12 protein-coding genes and 1 pseudogene are annotated in these 16,382 nt (G+C 69.8%); 4 read left to right on the forward strand and 9 right to left on the reverse strand.

Annotated features, from left to right (window positions below):
- Positions 1-191: 191 nt before the first annotated feature.
- The 7 genes and pseudogenes from purQ to gabT form a co-directional block, all read right to left on the reverse strand.
- A complete protein-coding gene (purQ, locus tag FGL15_RS13000; protein WP_064294181.1) occupies positions 192-893 on the reverse strand; it encodes a phosphoribosylformylglycinamidine synthase subunit PurQ in 702 nt (233 codons plus the stop codon).
- A complete protein-coding gene (gene purS, locus FGL15_RS13005) occupies positions 890-1,150 on the reverse strand; it encodes a phosphoribosylformylglycinamidine synthase subunit PurS (RefSeq protein ID WP_064294182.1) in 261 nt (86 codons plus the stop codon). Before purS ends, purQ begins: the two co-directional genes overlap by 4 nt.
- Before the next feature lie 104 nt (positions 1,151-1,254).
- Positions 1,255-2,832, reverse strand: coding sequence for an APC family permease (locus FGL15_RS13010; RefSeq protein WP_138946359.1), 1,578 nt, complete (start codon positions 2,830-2,832; stop codon positions 1,255-1,257).
- A complete protein-coding gene (locus FGL15_RS13015) occupies positions 2,829-3,725 on the reverse strand; it encodes a universal stress protein (protein WP_079705049.1) in 897 nt (298 codons plus the stop codon). The genes FGL15_RS13010 and FGL15_RS13015 overlap by 4 nt, the downstream gene beginning before the upstream one ends.
- Before the next feature lie 219 nt (positions 3,726-3,944).
- Positions 3,945-5,303, reverse strand: a complete 1,359-nt coding sequence (locus FGL15_RS13020; protein ID WP_138946360.1) for an NAD(P)/FAD-dependent oxidoreductase — start codon at positions 5,301-5,303, stop codon at positions 3,945-3,947.
- A gap of 283 nt (positions 5,304-5,586) precedes the next feature.
- Complete coding sequence (locus tag FGL15_RS13025; protein WP_138946361.1) at positions 5,587-7,053, reverse strand: NAD-dependent succinate-semialdehyde dehydrogenase; 1,467 nt, start codon at positions 7,051-7,053, stop codon at positions 5,587-5,589.
- A gap of 184 nt (positions 7,054-7,237) precedes the next feature.
- A pseudogene (gene gabT, locus FGL15_RS13030) lies at positions 7,238-8,601 on the reverse strand (4-aminobutyrate--2-oxoglutarate transaminase).
- 156 nt (positions 8,602-8,757) lie between these two features.
- On the opposite strand from gabT, the gene FGL15_RS13035 reads away from it, so the two are divergent.
- Genes FGL15_RS13035 through FGL15_RS13045 form a run of 3 tightly spaced genes read left to right on the forward strand, consistent with a single transcriptional unit; the run spans position 8,758 to position 12,458 of the window.
- On the forward strand, positions 8,758-9,534 hold the full coding sequence (locus FGL15_RS13035; RefSeq protein WP_138946362.1) for a PucR family transcriptional regulator ligand-binding domain-containing protein: 777 nt from the start codon (positions 8,758-8,760) through the stop codon (positions 9,532-9,534).
- Positions 9,531-10,352, forward strand: coding sequence for a CdaR family transcriptional regulator (locus tag FGL15_RS13040; protein WP_138946363.1), 822 nt, complete (start codon positions 9,531-9,533; stop codon positions 10,350-10,352). The genes FGL15_RS13035 and FGL15_RS13040 overlap by 4 nt, the downstream gene beginning before the upstream one ends.
- A gap of 54 nt (positions 10,353-10,406) precedes the next feature.
- Positions 10,407-12,458, forward strand: coding sequence for a bifunctional lysylphosphatidylglycerol flippase/synthetase MprF (locus FGL15_RS13045; protein WP_138946364.1), 2,052 nt, complete (start codon positions 10,407-10,409; stop codon positions 12,456-12,458).
- Between the two features lie 14 nt (positions 12,459-12,472).
- On the opposite strand, the gene FGL15_RS13050 is transcribed toward FGL15_RS13045, so the two are convergent.
- Positions 12,473-13,903: an alanine--tRNA ligase-related protein gene (locus FGL15_RS13050; protein ID WP_138946365.1), complete on the reverse strand. Its 1,431-nt coding sequence runs from the start codon at positions 13,901-13,903 to the stop codon at positions 12,473-12,475.
- Between the two features lie 57 nt (positions 13,904-13,960).
- On the reverse strand, positions 13,961-15,106 hold the full coding sequence (locus FGL15_RS13055) for an alpha/beta hydrolase (protein ID WP_240773535.1): 1,146 nt from the start codon (positions 15,104-15,106) through the stop codon (positions 13,961-13,963).
- Between the two features lie 261 nt (positions 15,107-15,367).
- On the opposite strand from FGL15_RS13055, the gene FGL15_RS13060 reads away from it, so the two are divergent.
- Positions 15,368-16,288 (forward strand): phosphate/phosphite/phosphonate ABC transporter substrate-binding protein, encoded by a 921-nt coding sequence (locus tag FGL15_RS13060; RefSeq protein ID WP_138946366.1) that lies wholly within the window; start codon positions 15,368-15,370, stop codon positions 16,286-16,288.
- The last annotated feature ends 94 nt before the right edge of the window (positions 16,289-16,382 follow it).

Genomic DNA, 16,382 nt, shown 5'->3' on the forward strand with positions numbered 1-16,382 from the left:
CCCTCGATTGGTCCGACCAGTGTCGATGGTAGCCGGTGGTGGGGGCCGCCCTTCGACAAGCTCAGGGACCGGATCGGGGCTCAGGGACCGGATCGGGGCTCAGGGACCGGAATGGCGCTGCGGGATCCCTCCACCGACGCAACACGCCCGCCCCGACGGATCGGGACGGGCGTGGAGACGACGTGTGCTGGCTAGACCGCCTGGAGGGCCTGCACGGCGCTCGTGAAGAAGGCGAGACCGTCGACACCGGAGCGCATGGCGAGCGGGGTGTCGGGACCGAAGCCCGGTTCGATCGCGTGCTCGGGGTGCGGCATGAGCCCGACGACGTTGCCGGCCGGGTTCGTGAGGCCGGCGATGTCGTCGAGCGAACCGTTCGGGTTCACGCCCGCGTAGCGGAAGGCGACCAGGCCCTCGCCCTCGACGCGCGCCAGGGTCTCGGCGTCGGCGATGTAGCCGCCGTCGGCGTTCTTGAGCGGGATGGTGATCTCCTGCCCCTTCGAGAACTGGTGGGTCCAGGCGGTGTCGGCGTTCTCGACCGTGAGCAGCTGGTCGCGACGGATGAACTGCTGGTGGGCGTTCCGGATGAGGCCACCGGGCAGCAGGTGCGCCTCGACGAGCATCTGGAAGCCGTTGCAGATCCCGAGGATCGGCATGCCCTTGCCGGCGGCGTCCTTCAGCTCGGTCATGATCGGCGAGACCGCGGCGATCGCGCCGGCGCGGAGGTAGTCGCCATAGCTGAAGCCACCCGGCAGGATCACGGCGTCGACACCCTGGAGGTCGTGGTCGCCGTGCCAGAGCGCGACGGGCTCGGCACCCGCCATGCGGACCGCGCGCTGGGCGTCGCGGTCGTCGAGCGAACCGGGGAAGGTGATGACACCGATACGGGTCGTCATGCCTCGGAGCCCTCGGGGTAGTGAATGGCCACGACGTCCTCGATCACGGCGTTCGACAGGATGTCGTCGGCGATCTGCTGCACCGTGGCGCGCGTGGCGTCGGTGATGGGGCCGTCGACCGTGAGCTCGAAGCGCTTGCCGATGCGGACATCGGTGAACTCGCTCTTGCCGAGACGCGCGAGGGCGCCGGCGACGGCCTTGCCCTGGGGGTCCAGCAGTTCGGCTTTCGGCATGACTTCTACGACGATGGTCGGCACGGAGGTCTCTTTCGTTGCGACGCGGCGGGGATGCGAACAGTCTAGCGCCGAGCGCACGACGCCCGTCCGACGAGGTGCGTCGGACGGGCGTCGTGGTCATCGGGTCATTCGGGAAGGGCGGCGTCCGCTTCGTTCGCGTCTCCGGCGATGCCGCGGGCGAGCGTCTTGTTGCGGAAGAAGTCCGGTCGGAGCTTCGCCTGGATGAGCATGATGACGATGCCCGCCACGATGATGATCATGCCGAGGATGAACACGAGCCCGACCCCGCCGATGTTCGACCCCGAGCCGTAGGACGGGTCGGCGCTCTCGATGATCGTGGTGAAGAACAGCACACCCAGGATGAGACCGCCGACGAGCGGGGAGAAGAACTGGAAGAAGAAGTTCCGTGCGCTCGAGAACCACTGCTTCCGGAAGTACCAGACGCACGCGAACGCGGTCAGGCCGTAGTAGAAGCAGATCATCATGCCGAGGGTCGTGATCGTGTCCCAGAGCACGTCCTCGGAGATGAAGCGCATGACCGCGTAGAACACCGACGCGACGACACTGGAGACGATCGTCGCGTAGCCGGGCGTGAAGAACTTCGGGTGCACCTTCGAGAACTTCGGCGACAGCGCGCCGTAGTGCCCCATCGCGAGCAGGGTCCGCGCGGGGGAGACGAACGTCGACTGCAGCGAGGCGGCCGAGGACGACAGCACCGCGATCGACACGAGGATCGCGAGCGGACCGAGGATGGGCCCCGCGAGCGAGAAGAACACGTTGCCCTGGATGTCCTCGTTGCCGAGCCCGAACTCGCCGTCGCCGACGCCCGCGTAGTTGATGAGCGCGACCGACAGGAACAGGTACAGGACGACGATGATGACGACCGTGGCCGTGGCGGCCTTGCCTGGCGTCGAGCTCGACCCCTTCGTCTCCTCGCTCATCGTCAGCGTGACGTCCCAGCCCCAGAAGATGAAGATGGAGAGCGAGAGGCCGGCGGCGAAGGCGCTGAACGAGCCGACGGCGAACGGGTTGAACCAGTCGAGCGAGATCGGGAGGGCGTCGAACGCGTCACCGCCCGCGACGTGCGCGAAGGCGACGATGCCGAACAGCACCATCACGAGCAGCTGGAAGCCCACGAGCACGTACTGCAGCTTCTGCGTCGTCTGCATGTCGCGATAGGAGATGAGCGTCGCTCCGAGCATGAACGCCAGACAGGTGATGACGTTGATGAACGGGTTCGACGTGAGGCCGGCGATGTCGGGGTTCTGGAAGATCTGCGACAGCATCAGGTAGAAGAAGTCGACCGCGATGCCCGCGAGGTTCGAGAGCACCACGATGGTCGCGGCGATGAGGCCCCAACCGGCCATCCAACCGACCCACGGGCCGAACGCGCGCGTCGCCCAGGTGAACGAGGTGCCGGAGTCCGGCATGCGGCTGTTGAGCTCCCGGTAGCCGAAGGCGACGAGCAGCATCGGGATGAAGCCGACGAGGAAGATGGCCGGCACGTGGGTGCCGACCTCCGCGACGGTCGGACCGAGGGCACCGGTCAGGGTGTACGCCGGAGCGATGCACGAGATGCCGATGACGATCGCGCCGACGAGGCCGACGGTGCCGGCGCCGAGGCCCTTCTTGGAGAGGGCGCCCGTCGCGGTCGTCTCGGGGTGGGCGATGTCGCGCGGGGGAGTGGTTTCGGGAGGAGTCATGTCGGGTCTCCGAGGGTCAGCACGGAGTCGCGGGGCACGACCACCATGGGTACGGGGAGCTCGCGCAGCATCTTCGCTGCCGTGGAGCCGAGGAAGAGGTGCTTGGGGGTGGCGAGTCGGCTGGAACCGACGAGCACGATCTCCGCGGGCTTCCACTCGAGGTGCGAGACGGCGTCCTCGATTCGGGTGCCCGAGGCGATCTCGGTGGTCACGTCGATGTCCTTCGGCAGGTGCTCGGTCGCGTAGGCGAGGACCTCCGCCGCGTGCGACTCGGCCCGGGCGGTCGCCTCGGGGTGCTCGGCGCCCTCGGGCTGGTCGAGTGCGACGAGCGAGACCAGGCGGAGCGGGATGACCGCGTTCTTGGCGACGACGATGGCCGCGTCGAGCAGCTGGTGCGCGCCTGCCCGGGTGCCGATCGCGCAGGTGATCCGGCTGACCGTGCCGCCGGTGGGCTGCGCGTCGAGGAGGTCGCGGCTGCCGACCGGAGCGAGGGCGACCGGGACGACCGCCGAGTGCAGGAGCGTGTTCGCGACGCTGCCGAGCGTGAACCGGCCGAGGAGTCCGCCGCGCGCCGCACCGATGATGATGAGCCCGCCCTCGAGGATGCGGGAAGCCTCCAAGAGGCCCTCCGCGAACGACTCGTCGTACACGAGGTGCGTCTTGGCCGTGATGTCGGCGGGGACCGCGTCGAGCGCCTCGGCGAGCCAGCGGTCGGCCGTCTCACGGAGGAACCGTTCGTACCCGGGATCGGCCGGGGTGATCGTCGGGCGTTCCTCGTTCGCGAGCACGAGGACGATGTCGAGCCGGGCGCCGGTGGTCCGAGCGATCCGGATGCCGAGCGCGAGCGCGTCGCGTCCCGCCGGCGTATCGGTGTAGCCAACGATGTATCTCATCTGGTGTTCGCTTTCGATCGGGTGCGCCCTTCGACAGGCTCAGGAACCGCTTGTCGACGGGCTCGGGAACCGCCTGTCGAAGGGCGGGACCGGGACCAGGATGCACGGCGGTGTGCGGGTGTTTCGTTGGTGCAGGGTATCGACGGGGGTGGCCGCTCGACAAGGGCGGGGAGCGGAGCGCCCTTCGACAGGCTCAGGGACCGAGGAGGTCGGACACGCTTACGCCTGGTGGCGGGCGATGATCGCCTCAGCGGTGTCGGCGCCCTTGCGGATCGCGCCGTCCACGTGCTGGTACCCCTCGGCGGCGAGGTCGCTCGTCGACCAGAAGATCGGACCGACCGGCGTCGACTGCATGGCGCCGTAGCGCGAGAGGCCACCGAGGTCGAAGCTCGCCGCGTACGCGCCTCGCGTCCACTCTTCGCTGCCCCAGTCGCTCTCGTAGTAGACGACGGGGGAGAGGGCCTGCTCGCCGTAGTAGTGCGACAGCGAGGTGAGGATCCGTTCGCGACGCTCCTCGGCGCTCAGCTTGAAGACCTCGTCGGCGCGCTCGTCCGAGACGAACCCGACGAGCGTGCCGCGCGGGTCCTCGTGGTTCGTGTTGTCGTAGGCCTCGTGGACGAGCTCGTACGGGCTGAACGCGGTCGCCGAGAGGCCGTCCTCGCGCCAGAACGGCGTCTCGTACACGGCGTGGACCTTGATGACGAGCCCGAGCGACATGTGCTGGTGCATCTGGTGGCTGAGGCGCGGCAGCGGCGGCTGGAAGTCGATGCGGGAGTAGAGGTTCGGCGGGACGGCGACGATCGCGTATCGCGCGTTGACCGTCACGCTGTCCGCCTCGGCCGAGACGCCGGCGTCGGACCACTCGAGGCGACGCACGGGCGAGGACAGGTGGACGTCGTCGCCGAGGGCCTCGGCGAGCTTGATCGGGACCTGCTGCAGGCCACCGACGACACGCTTGTCGAGGATGAAGTCGGCCTCGACGAGGTGGGTGAAGCTACCGGCGGACGCCGCCATGAGGAGCGCCTGCAGGAGCGAGAAGGAGTGGGAGGGCTTCGTGAGCATCGCGGCGGCGATGAAGAGGGCGATGTTGTCGCGCGCCTCGACGTCGTCCGTCTGCTCGGCGAGCCAGGCGCTCCACGAGATGCGGTCGTACTCCTTCGCCCGGGCGTGCGCCCACGGCTCGGTGACGCCGACCTGCTCCACGAGCTCATCGAGCAGGGTGATGAGTCGCTCCATCTCGGCCGCGGTCGACTCGGCGACGGGGAAGATGTCGCCAGTGAAGCGGGTGCGCACGCCCTCGGCATTGACGTAGACGCTGTCGCCCTCGCGGTAGCGGGAGTAGGTGTCGAGCCCGAGCTCCTCGAGCGTGGCGAGCAGAGCGGTCTGGTCGGGGGAGACCCACTGGCCGCCCAACTCGAGCATGGCTCCGTCGATGTGGTTCGTCCAGAGGCGACCGCCGACGCGATCGCGCGCCTCGAGGACGGCGACGGACAGGCCCGCCGCGCGGAGCTTGGTGGCGGCCGTGAGCCCGGAGGCCCCGGCGCCGATGATGACGACGTCGCGTTCGATAGCGCTCATGAGGTGTCTTCCTGTTCGTGGCCCTTCGACAAGCTCAGGGACCGGGGTGATGCTCGGGGGCCGGGGTGGTGCTGTCGGTACCGGGTGGTGCTCGGGGACCGGGTGGTGGTGCTGTCGGGTGGTGCTCGCGGGCCGGGGTGGTGCTGTCGGGCCCGTGTTGTGCTCGGGACCGGCGCCGATAGTCGAGTATGGCGGATCCGGTGGTCGGATGGAACCGAGGATGGCGAGGTCGCCGGTCGGATCGGTGATCAGCGACGGTTTCCGTCGCGCCAACCGAGGTGGGTCAGCCGATGGGCGTCATGGTGTACTTCGTGTACAGGTACTCGTGGATGCCCTCGAGCCCGCCTTCGCGTCCGATGCCCGACTGTTTGACACCACCGAACGGTGCTGCGGCGTTCGAGATGACACCGACGTTGAGGCCCATCATGCCGGTCTGCAGACGGCCGATCATGCGCTGTCCGCGGGCGAGGTCGGTGGTGAACACGTAGGAGACGAGCCCGTACTCGGTGTCGTTCGCGAGCCGCACGGCCTCGTCCTCGTCGTCGAACGGCACGATCGCGAGAACCGGGCCGAAGATCTCCTCGCGGAGGATGTCGGACCCCGGCACGACCCCGGTGACGACCGTCGGCTGGAAGAAGGTGCCCGGGCCGTCGACGGCCTCGCCGCCGGTGAGGACCTCGGCGCCGCGCTCGACGGCGTCGCCCACGAGGGTCTTCGCCTTCGTGACCGCGCGGTCGTCGATCAGCGGACCGATCGTCACGCCGTCTTCGGTGCCACGACCGATGCGGAACGCGTTCACCTTGTCGGTGACGCGCTTCGCGAACTCGTCCGCGACGTCGCGGTGGACGATGAAGCGGTTCGCAGCGGTGCACGCCTGTCCGATGTTGCGGAACTTGGCGGCCATCGCGCCCTCCACGGCCTTGTCGAGGTCGGCATCCTCGAACACGACGAACGGGGCGTTGCCGCCGAGCTCCATCGAGGTGCGGAGGACGTTCTTCGCGGACTGCTCGATGAGCTTCTGACCGACGGCCGTCGAACCCGTGAAGCTCAGCTTGCGGAGCCGCGGGTCGGCGATGATGGGGCCGGAGACCGCGGAGGAGCTGGAGGTGGTGATGACGTTCACGACGCCTGCGGGGAGCCCGGCGTCTTCGAGCAGCTTCACGAAGTACAGGGTCGTGAGTGGCGTGAGCTCGGCGGGCTTGACGACGACCGTGCAGCCGGCGGCGAGCGCCGGGGCGATCTTGCGGGTCGCCATCGCGAGGGGGAAGTTCCACGGCGTGATGAGGAAACACGGACCGACGGGGTGCTGCGAGACGGTCATCATGCCGGTGCCCTCGGGGTTCGACCCGTAGCGTCCGGAGATGCGGACGGCCTCCTCGGAGAACCAGCGGAGGAACTCACCACCGTAGGTGACCTCGCCGTTCGCCTCGGCGAGGGGCTTGCCCATCTCGAGCGTCATGAGGAGGGCGAACTCCTCGCGACGCTCCTGGAGGAGGTCGAAGGCCTTCCGCAGGATGTTCGATCGGGTGCGCGGCGCGGTCGCCGCCCACTCGTCCTGGGCGGCGACCGCGGCGTCGAGGGCCGCGGTGCCGTCGGCGACCGAGGCGTCGGCGATCGTCTTGATGACGTCGCCGGTGGACGGGTCGCTCACGTCGAGCGTCGCGCCCTCGGATGCGTCGCGCCAGACGCCTCCGATGAACAGGCCGTTCGGGACCTTGGCGAGCAGATCGGTTTCACGTGCGTCGGTCATGGGTGGAGCTCCTTGGTGGTGTCGGTGCCGTCGGTCACAGTGTTTCAGCGTGCATGCCCCTCGACAAGCTCGGGGACGATCACATCGGTCCCTGAGCTTGTCGACGGGCGGGGGCCGCCTCGGTCCCTGCCCTTCGACAGGGGGTTCCTGAGCTTGTCGAAGGGCGGAACCGGCGGGCGTTGCGTCAGTTCGCGGTGAGCGCCTCGAGGACGACGTCGAGTCCTTCGTCGAGCAGCTCGAGGGGGATGGTCAGCGGCGGGAGGAAGCGGACCACGTTGCCGTAGGTGCCGCAGGTGAGGACGATGACCCCGGCCTGGTGGGCGGCCTTCGCGACGCGTGCTGTGAGGGCGGCGTCGGGCTCGCCGGTGGCCGGGTCGACGAACTCGACCGCCATCATGGCGCCGCGCCCGCGGATGTCGCCGATGCGGGGGTCGGAGGCCTGTGCCGCGGTGAAGCGGTCGACGATACGGGTTTCGATCGACCGGGCCGAGGCCGCGAGGTCCTCCTCCTCGTACGCTTCGATCGCTGCCAGGGCGGCGACACAGGCGAGTGGGTTGCCGCCGTAGGTGCCGCCGAGGCCGCCGGCGTGCGGGGCGTCCATGATCTCCGCGCGTCCGGTGACGGCGGAGAGTGGCAGGCCGCCGGCGATGCCCTTGGCGGTGATGATGAGGTCGGGCACGATGTCGAAGTGCTCGGACGCGAACATCGCACCCGTGCGGGCGAAGCCGGTCTGCACCTCGTCGGCGATGAAGACGACGTCGTTCGCGCGGGCCCAGTCGAGCAGAGCCGGCAGGAAGCCGTCCGCCGGGACGATGAAGCCGCCCTCGCCCTGGATGGGTTCGATGATGACCGCCGCGAGGTTGTCGGCGCCGATCTGCTTCTCGATCTGGGTGATCGCGCGCTGTGCCGCCTCGGGGCCGGTCAGTCCGCCGTCGCGGAAGGGGTAGGACAGCGGTGCGCGATACACCTCGGAGGCGAAGGGGCCGAAGCCGCTCTTGTAGGGCATTGACTTCGCGGTCAGGGCCATCGTCAGGTTCGTGCGGCCGTGGTAGGCGTGGTCGAAGGCGACGACCGCCTGCTTCTTCGTGTGGCTGCGGGCGATCTTCACCGCGTTCTCGACCGCTTCGGCGCCTGAGTTGAACAGCGCGGTCCGCTTGGCGTGGTCGCCGGGGGTGAGGCGGTTGAGCGCCTCGGCGACCTCGACGTAGGAGTCGTAGGGGTGATGGTGAAGCAGGTGTGGGTGAACTCCTGGAGCTGTCGGGTGACGGCCTCGACGACGCGCGGGTTGCTGTTGCCCACGCCGGTCACGGCGATGCCGGACCCGAGGTCGATCAGGGAGTTGCCGTCGACGTCGACGAGGACGCCACCACCCGCGCCGGCCGCGAACACCGGCATCGTGGTGCCGACGCCGGACGCGACCGCGGCGTGCTTCCGGGCCATGAGTTCCTCGGAGATCGGTCCAGGGATGGCGGTGACGAGGCGACGTTCCTGGGGGAGCGAGGGTCCGCCGAGGATGGAGGGCGCGGGGGCTGCGGTGCTGCTCGTCATCGGTACTCCTTCGGCTGCCGCGTCCGGCGGGGGCGCCGAGGTCGTCCGCGAGCAGTGCACCCAGGCTAGGCAGCGGCTCGCGTCGAGGCAGTCGACAGTCTGTCCATGCAACTGGCATCAGTTGGACGATCCGGCATCGATGCGTAGACTCACGCCATGGCACCGACGCTGCAGGACCTCCTCGACCACCGTGCGCTCGGCCTGAAGCTCGTGGTGGCCGGGTCCGAGGGCGCGCTCGACCGGCAGGTCGCCTGGGTCTCCGGGTCGGACCTGCCGGACCCCACGCCCTTTCTCCTCGCCGACCAGGTGCTGCTCACGACGGGCACCCAGTTCGGGACAGCCGTGTCGACCACGCAGGTCGAGGCGTACGTCGCCCGGCTCGCCGACGCTGGTGTCGCCGGACTGGGGTTCGGCACCGAGGTGATCACGGCCGGGACGCCGCCGGAACTCGCCGAGGCTTGCGCGGCGCACGGGATGCCGCTCATCGAGGTTCCGTACCGCACGCCGTTCATCGCCGTCATCCGGTACGCGGCCGACCTCCTCACCGAGGCGGCGCGGGCAAGGGACGCCTGGGCCCTGGGCGCCCAGCGCGCCATCGCGTTCGCCGCCCTCCGACCCGACGCGACGGTCGCCGTCGTCACCGAACTCGCGCGGTCCCTCGGTGCCTGGGTCGTGCTCTTCGACGCGCATGCGACGCCGGTGGCGATCTCGGGCGACGGGCCCACCGCCGGTCCCGAGACCGAGCGCCTCCTGGAGCGGGTGGCCGGCGAGGCCACCATGCTCCTGAGCCGCGGACAGCGGTCGGGTGCGACGCTCGCGAGCCGCACCCGGACGGTGTCGCTGCAGACCCTCGGCCGGCGCGGGGACCTCCGGGGTGTGCTCGCCATCGCCGGGACCGACGGCCCCTGGACGCCGCGGCCCAAAGCGTCGTGACCTCCGTCGTCGCCATCGCCGGGCTCACCCTCGAGCAGGGCGGCGCGCTCGGACGGGCGGGGCGCTCGCTGCGCACCGGCGTCTGGCAGCTGCTCCGCGCCGGACAGACCACCGCGGCGCGCGAGGTCGCCGAACAGCTCGGTACGCCGTTGCCGACCGGAGCGGTTCGTGTCGGCGTCTGCTCCGGGCCGACCGAAGGGCGCGAGGCGCTCCTCACCGAGCTGGAACGAGCCGAGACGCTCAGTCCGGGTTCGCTCTTCGTCGCCGAACAGGACGGACGGCCCGTCCTCCTCCTCGCAGCGGCCGAGGGGGACACCGAGACGGACGTCGATCGGGCGGTCGAGGCGGTGATCGCGGCGGCCCCGGCTCGGCGGCTCGGCCTCTCCCGAGCCGTCGCGCTCGCTGAACTGACGACGGGGATCGACCAGGCGGTCTCCGCGCACGAGCAGGCGGTCTCCGCAGGCGAGGCCGTCGTGCGGTTCGGGGCGCTCGCCGCAGCGGGGATGGCCGGGCTGCTCGACCCCGTCCGCGCCGCCGCAGTGGCCGAGGAACTGCTCGAGCCCGTGCTCCGCGTCGACCGCGAGGAGGGCTCCGACCTCGTGCCGAGCCTCCGCGGCTGGCTCGAGGCGAACGGGCAATGGGAGTCCGCCGCCCGGCGCCTCGGCGTGCACCGGCACACCCTCCGCAACCGCATCACCCGGGTCGAACAGGTGCTCGGGCGACCCCTCGACACCTTCGCCGCCCGGGCCGAGGTCTGGCTCGCGCTGGTCAGCCTGCCGGACGGCGACGCGTTGCGGTCCCGCGCGGCCGTTCTGTAGCCTCGACCGCACGGCGCGCGTGTGCTCCGTGGAACCACGAAGGGGGCAGCGCGCATGAGGATCCGAACGGTGGTCGCCCGGGTGCCGGTCACGATCGCCCTGGTGCTGATCGTCCTCGTCGTGGGCGTCGTCGGGCGTGGCCTCTGGGAGTCGACGACGGCGCAACCGTGGTGGGACGCGGTCGCCTACGGCTTGCCCGCCTTCGAAGCCGGGCGCTGGTGGACTCCCGTCACCGGGACGTTCCTCGTCGTGGAGCCATGGGCCTACGTGTTCGCGGTGGTCGGGTTCGCCTGGGTCGGCCTGCTGGAGTGGTGGCGGGGATCGAAGGTGGCGCTCATCACCTTCGCCGCCGGTCAGCTCGTCGCCGTCCTCGCCACCGCCGGGTTCCTCTGGGCCGCGAGTCAGCTGCCCTGGCCCTGGGCGACGAGCCTCGCCGGGATGCTCGACGTCGGTCCGTCCGGCGGGACGATGGCCTGTTTCGCCGCCTGTGTGTCGCTCTTCGCCTCTCCGTGGCGGCAGCGGGGCTGGATCATCGTCGCGTCCTACGCCGCGATCGGGGTCCTCTTCATCGGCTCGCTCGCGGACCTCGAGCACGCCTTCGCGGTGCTCTTCGTCCTCGCGGTGAACCGTTCCTTCCGCATCCAGCGGGCCAGCATCCGCGAGCGCCGACTGCTCGCGTTCACGACGAGCGTGGCCCTCGGTGTCGTCCAGATCGTCGCCCTGCTCGTGCCGACCAACGGCCCGTTCGGTCCGACCGCTCCCGCGGAGGGCCCGTGGCTCGACGTCGCGATCGACACGGTCGTGATCATCCTCGTCGCCAACGGCCTGCGACTCGGTCGCCGGTGGGCATGGGTGCTGAGCGTCGTCTGGGCGATCCTCAACGTCCTGGTCGCGGTCCTGTACCTGGCGCTGTCGCCGCTCGATCCCGCCGACCTCCCGATCGACTGGGGCGACACCGACGTGTTCCTGGCGACGTCGGTGCTCTGGCTCGCCTTCCTCGTCTACCTCCTTGCGACCCGCAGCGCATTCTCGTCCCACCGACGCCGGCAGCTCGGCGTCGGGCGGAAGCAACAGCAGGACCTGCCATCGTCGGACGACGCCCGCGCGCTCATCCGGACCGACGGCGGCGGCTCTCTCTCCTGGATGGCCACGTGGGACGGCATGGAGTACTTCCGCACCTCGGTGGGTCTCGTGCCCTACCAGAAGCACGCGGGCGTCGCGATCGTGCTCGCCGACCCGCTCGGTCCACCGGAGCACCTCCAGGCGAGCGTCGAGGAGTTCGTCCAGGCGGCCGAGCGTGACTCGCTCATCCCGTGCTTCTTCAGTTCCAGCAAGCCGACCAAGGACGCGATGCCCGACGGATGGCGCGACCTCATCATCGCCGACGACACGATCGTCGACCTCCCCGGTCTCGCGTTCACCGGCAAGGCCTGGTCGAACATCCGCACGGCGCTCAACAAGGCGGAGCGCGAGGGCATGGTCTTCCGCATGAGCACCTACGCCGCCGAGACCTGGGGCGTCCGACAGCAGATCCGCGCCATCTCCGAGGGCTGGGTCGGCGACAAGGGTCTGCCGGAGATGCGGTTCACCCTCGGGACCCTGCAAGAGGCCGACGACCAGGAGGTCCGTCTGGCACTCGCGATCTCACCGGACGGCGACGTCGACGGATTCCTCAGCTGGCTCCCGGTCTTCGGCCCCGACGGTGAGCACCGCGGGTGGACGCTCGACCTCATGCGGCGACGCGAGGAGGGCTTCGGCTCGGTCATGGAGTTCCTCATCGCCTCCTCGGCCAAAGTCTTCGCCGAGGAAGGTGCGCAGATCCTCTCGCTCTCGGGTGCGCCGCTCGCGCACCGGGTGGAGGACGACGAGGGCCGCATCGCGCACCTGCTCGGTCAGCTCAGCGGCATCCTGGAGCCCGTCTACGGCTTCTCGTCCCTCCACCGGTTCAAGCAGAAGTTCAACCCGCGATCGGAGCCGATCTACCTCCTGTACCGCGACGAGGGCGACCTCACGCGCATCGCCGCGGCGCTCACCCGCGCGTTCCTGCCGGACGCGACCCTCCGACAGTTCGCCGGTGCCGGCATCGACATGCTCAAGCGCGACTGAGCGGAGGCCGACCCTCAGGCGGTCTCGCCGCCCGGGAGTCCCGCGGCGCCGAGGTGCGTCGCCCCGCGGGACCGCGCACGCTGCTCGGCGAGGGCGGCGGCGAACTCCGTCTCCCAGTCGGAAACGACCTCGATGCCGAGGCGCCCGGCCTCCTCGATGGTCAGCTCCTTCGGGAAGCCGTTCGTGTCCGACAGCCGGAACACGTCGTGTCCCGTCATGACCCGCCCGGCGTACCCCTGGACCATCTGGAGCCCTGCGCCCAGCGTGCGTCGGAACGACTGCTCCTCCTTGACGAGGACGGCGACGACCTCGTCGCGGGCGGCGGCCACCTCCGGGTAGTCGTCGGCGTACAAGCCGGCGATGACGGGCACGATCTCGCCGAAGAAGTTCTCGTGGAGGTCGAGCGAGAGCGCGAGCCGGATCGCCCGTCGGAGCAGCCGCCGCATGACGTAGCCCTGCTCCTTGTTCGACGGACGCACGCCGTCCACCGCCAGGAAGGTCGCACCCCGCAGGTGGTCGGCGATGATGCGCATGGCGGCGGTCTCATCCTCGTAGCGTTTCCCGGTGAGCTCCTGGAGTCGCTCGACGATGGGCCACAGGAGCGAGATGCGGAAGACGTCGTCGGAGTCGATCGACGCGGCGGCGATGCGTTCGAGGCCGCCGCCGAAGTCCACGTTGCGCCGAGCGAGTTCCTCGAACGAGCCGTCCTCGCGTCGGCGGTACTGCATGAACACCTGGTTGCCGATCTCCATGAACCGTCCGCCGTCGCTCGCGGGATGCGCGAGGCCGTAGGACGGATCCTGGAACTCGGGGCCGAAGTCGTAGAACACCTCGCTGTCGGGGCCGCACGGGTCGCCGATGGGTGTGCCCTCGAGCGACCCGCCGCGGGACCACCAGTTCTCGCCGCCGTCGTAGAAGAAGATCCGCTCACCGGGCCGCACCCCGCGGGCGTCGCCGTCGGCCTGGGAGCCGATCTCCGCGATCCCGCTGGAGACCCCGCGCTCGGCGAACACGGACGCCCAGATCGACGCGGCTTCGTCGTCGCGTGGGATGCCGTTCGCGGGATCGCCGATGAAGCAGGTGACGGAGATACGCTCCGGATCCAGCCCGACGATGTCGACCAGGAAGGCGAAGAACTGCCGGATCTGCGTCTCCTTGAAGTAGTCGCCGAGCGACCAGTTGCCGAGCATCTCGAAGAAGGTGGTGTGCCGGTTGTCGCCGACGTCCTCGATGTCCTGGGCCCGGACGCACGGCTGGCTGTCGGTCAGCCGCCGTCCGTCGGGGTGATCCTGCCCGAGGAGGTACGGCAGGAGTGCCTGCATCCCGCTGCCGTTGAACAGGGTGCTCGTGTCGCCACGCGGGACGAGCGGTGCCCGCTTGATCAGCGCGTGGCCGTTCCGTTCGAGGAAGTCGAGGTAGGCGTTGCGGATCTCGTGGGCGTCCATGCCGACACGATTCCAGTTTTCGAGCCCGAGGGGAAGCCGGTGGGCGCGGCGACCGGCTCAGTCCGCGTCGTGGAGTGATCGCAGGGCGGTCACGACGTCCTCGTGCCAGCGGCGGGCCGCGGGGAGCACGCCACCGAAGATGGGGGTGTCGTGCGTCGCGCCCAGGTACATCGTCCCGCTCGCATCGACGCCGTCGGCCCGGAGCGCGGCGAGGTAGGCCGCCCCGTCGCCGCGGAGCGGGTCGTACTCCGCCGTGAGGATCACGGCGCGGGGGAGGTCGGCGTGCGACCGGGCGAGGAGGGGCGAGGCGTGCGGCTCCTTCGCCTGACGTCGATCCAGGAGGTAGGTCTTCGCGACGGAGCGGAGCTCCTTGATCGCGAAGATCCTCGGGATGCCCATCTCCCGCACGGGACGGAGGTCGATGTGGCCGCCGGTCAGGTCCGTGACCGGCACCTCGAGCAGCTGGAGCCGGATGGGCAGCCGACCGCGTTCGCGGTTCACGAGCGTGAGCGCCGCGGCGATGCTGCCGCCGGCGGACACCCCGGCGACGGCGACCCGCCCCGCGTCGACCCCGAGCGTCGCGGCCTCGGCGAACAGCCACTCGAGCGCCGCGTGGGCCTGCTCCAGCTGCGTCGGGTACCGGTGCTCGGGAGCGAGCGCGTAGTCGACGGCGGCGATGACCACGCCGGCGTCGGCCGACCGACGACGGAACCCCGCGTCGGTCGTCGGGTAGTCGATCCCGCCGATGCGGAACGCCCCACCGAAGAAGGACAGGACCGCGGGCACCGCCTGGTCTCCGTCGGCCGTGGGCGGGTGGTAGAGCCGGATCCTGACGTCGGGGAAGCCGGCGACCGGGATCGTGTGCTCCTCGATGCGCAGCTCCGGGCCCGGGACGCCGACGGTCGCGAGCTCCTTCTTGTCCCAGTTCCGCGCGGCCTTGCGGTGCTGCGCGCGCGTCTTCTTCCGGCGTGGCGTGGCGGTGGTGGCCTTCGCCGTCGCACTGGAGGGCTTCGCCTTCGGCCCGGTGGCGTTCGAGGGGGTCGCCGTCGGGTCCGCTGCGGGAGCGGGCTTCGGGCGCGCGACGGTGGTCGTCTTCGGCCGCAGGAAGAAGGCCTTCGCCTGTTCGAGTGCGGTCGAGATGAGGTAGGCGCGGTGCGTCCGCGCTCGTTCGACGAAGATCGGGTCGAGGGGCAAACGACTCACCTGCTCTGCTGCTCGGATGGGCGGATTCCAGCAGTCTAGGCGGCTCGGTGGACGACGACCGTGGCCTGCCTGATCCATCCTTCCGCGGGGCTTCACCTCCTGTTCACCGGGAGGCCCGGCCCTGTTCGGGTGCCGCTCGTAGCGTGATCACACGTACGGCACACAGCAGTGCCCGCGTCGGTCACTCGCGGTTCCGCTCCACCGGAGCCACGCGCGGAGCGGGCGGGTGCATCGGTCCTTCTGAAAGGTACGTCCCAGCACATGAAGCTCTCCCTCACCCGCGTCGCTGCGCTCGGCGCCGCCGTCCTCCTCTCGATCGGCCTGGCCGCCTGCTCGAGCGCCACCGCCAGCGACACCGGTTCCGCCGCAGCCGGGACCTTCGCGGTCGACGACCAGACCCTGGTCTTCGGCGTCGTCCCCGACTCGGTCGACACCCAGACCAACTACCAGCCGCTCATGGACTACATCGCCAAGGAGACCGGCAAGAAGGTCGAGTACCACGAGTCGACCGACTACGCGGCCCTCATCGAGGCGGCCGTGGCCGGCAAGATCGACGTCGCCTCCTTCTCCGGGTTCACCTACGTGACCGCGCTCAACAACGGGGCCAAGATCACGCCGATCTCGTCGATCATCACCGACAAGGGGCAGGAGCCGGGCTACTACTCCGAGGCGATCGTCCCGAAGGACTCGTCGATCACGAAGATCGAGGAGTTCAAGGGCAAGAAGGTCTGCTTCGTCGACCCGTCCTCGACCTCCGGGTACCTCTTCCCGAGCTACAACCTGCTCGAGGCCGGCATCGACCCCGAGAAGGACATCACCCCGGTCTTCGCAGGCAAGCACGACGTCTCGGTGACGAAGACCGCCGAGGGCGTCGAGTGCGAGGCGGGCTTCGCCGAGGACTCCGAGGTCGAGAAGAACGACGGCGTGAAGGTCATCGACCGCACCATGGTCCCCGGTGCACCGATCGTCGAGTCCGACTCGCTGCCCGCCGACGTGAAGGAGAAGCTCGAGAAGGCCCTGTCCGAGGTCACGATCGACCAGATCATCGACTCCGGTGTGAAGAGCGCCGACAGCGACGCCTTCCGCGCGACCTTCTACGGCACCTCGCCGGTCGACGACGCGTACTACGACACCATCCGCGACATCTGCAAGAAGACCAACGCCAAGCAGTGCCAGGCCTGATCTGAGCACCGGTCCCGCCCTTCGACAAGCGGTTCCTGAGCTTGTCGAAGGGCGGGAACGACCGTCGATGATCCGCAATCCACGAGAGGCAACA

The sequence above is a fragment of the Plantibacter sp. M259 genome (genome assembly GCF_006065115.1).
GTDB classification, from domain to species: Bacteria; Actinomycetota; Actinomycetes; order Actinomycetales; family Microbacteriaceae; genus Plantibacter; species Plantibacter auratus.

Coding starts and splice junctions, on each gene's coding strand:
- FGL15_RS13050 (WP_138946365.1), bottom strand. CDS start 13,903: ATGGACGCCCACGAGATCCGCAACGCCTACCTCGACTTCCTCGAACGG.
- FGL15_RS13045 (WP_138946364.1), top strand. CDS start 10,407: ATGAGGATCCGAACGGTGGTCGCCCGGGTGCCGGTCACGATCGCCCTG.
- FGL15_RS13060 (WP_138946366.1), top strand. CDS start 15,368: ATGAAGCTCTCCCTCACCCGCGTCGCTGCGCTCGGCGCCGCCGTCCTC.
- FGL15_RS13035 (WP_138946362.1), top strand. CDS start 8,758: ATGGCACCGACGCTGCAGGACCTCCTCGACCACCGTGCGCTCGGCCTG.
- purQ (WP_064294181.1), bottom strand. CDS start 893: ATGACGACCCGTATCGGTGTCATCACCTTCCCCGGTTCGCTCGACGAC.
- FGL15_RS13010 (WP_138946359.1), bottom strand. CDS start 2,832: ATGACTCCTCCCGAAACCACTCCCCCGCGCGACATCGCCCACCCCGAG.
- FGL15_RS13015 (WP_079705049.1), bottom strand. CDS start 3,725: ATGAGATACATCGTTGGCTACACCGATACGCCGGCGGGACGCGACGCG.
- FGL15_RS13020 (WP_138946360.1), bottom strand. CDS start 5,303: ATGAGCGCTATCGAACGCGACGTCGTCATCATCGGCGCCGGGGCCTCC.
- FGL15_RS13025 (WP_138946361.1), bottom strand. CDS start 7,053: ATGACCGACGCACGTGAAACCGATCTGCTCGCCAAGGTCCCGAACGGC.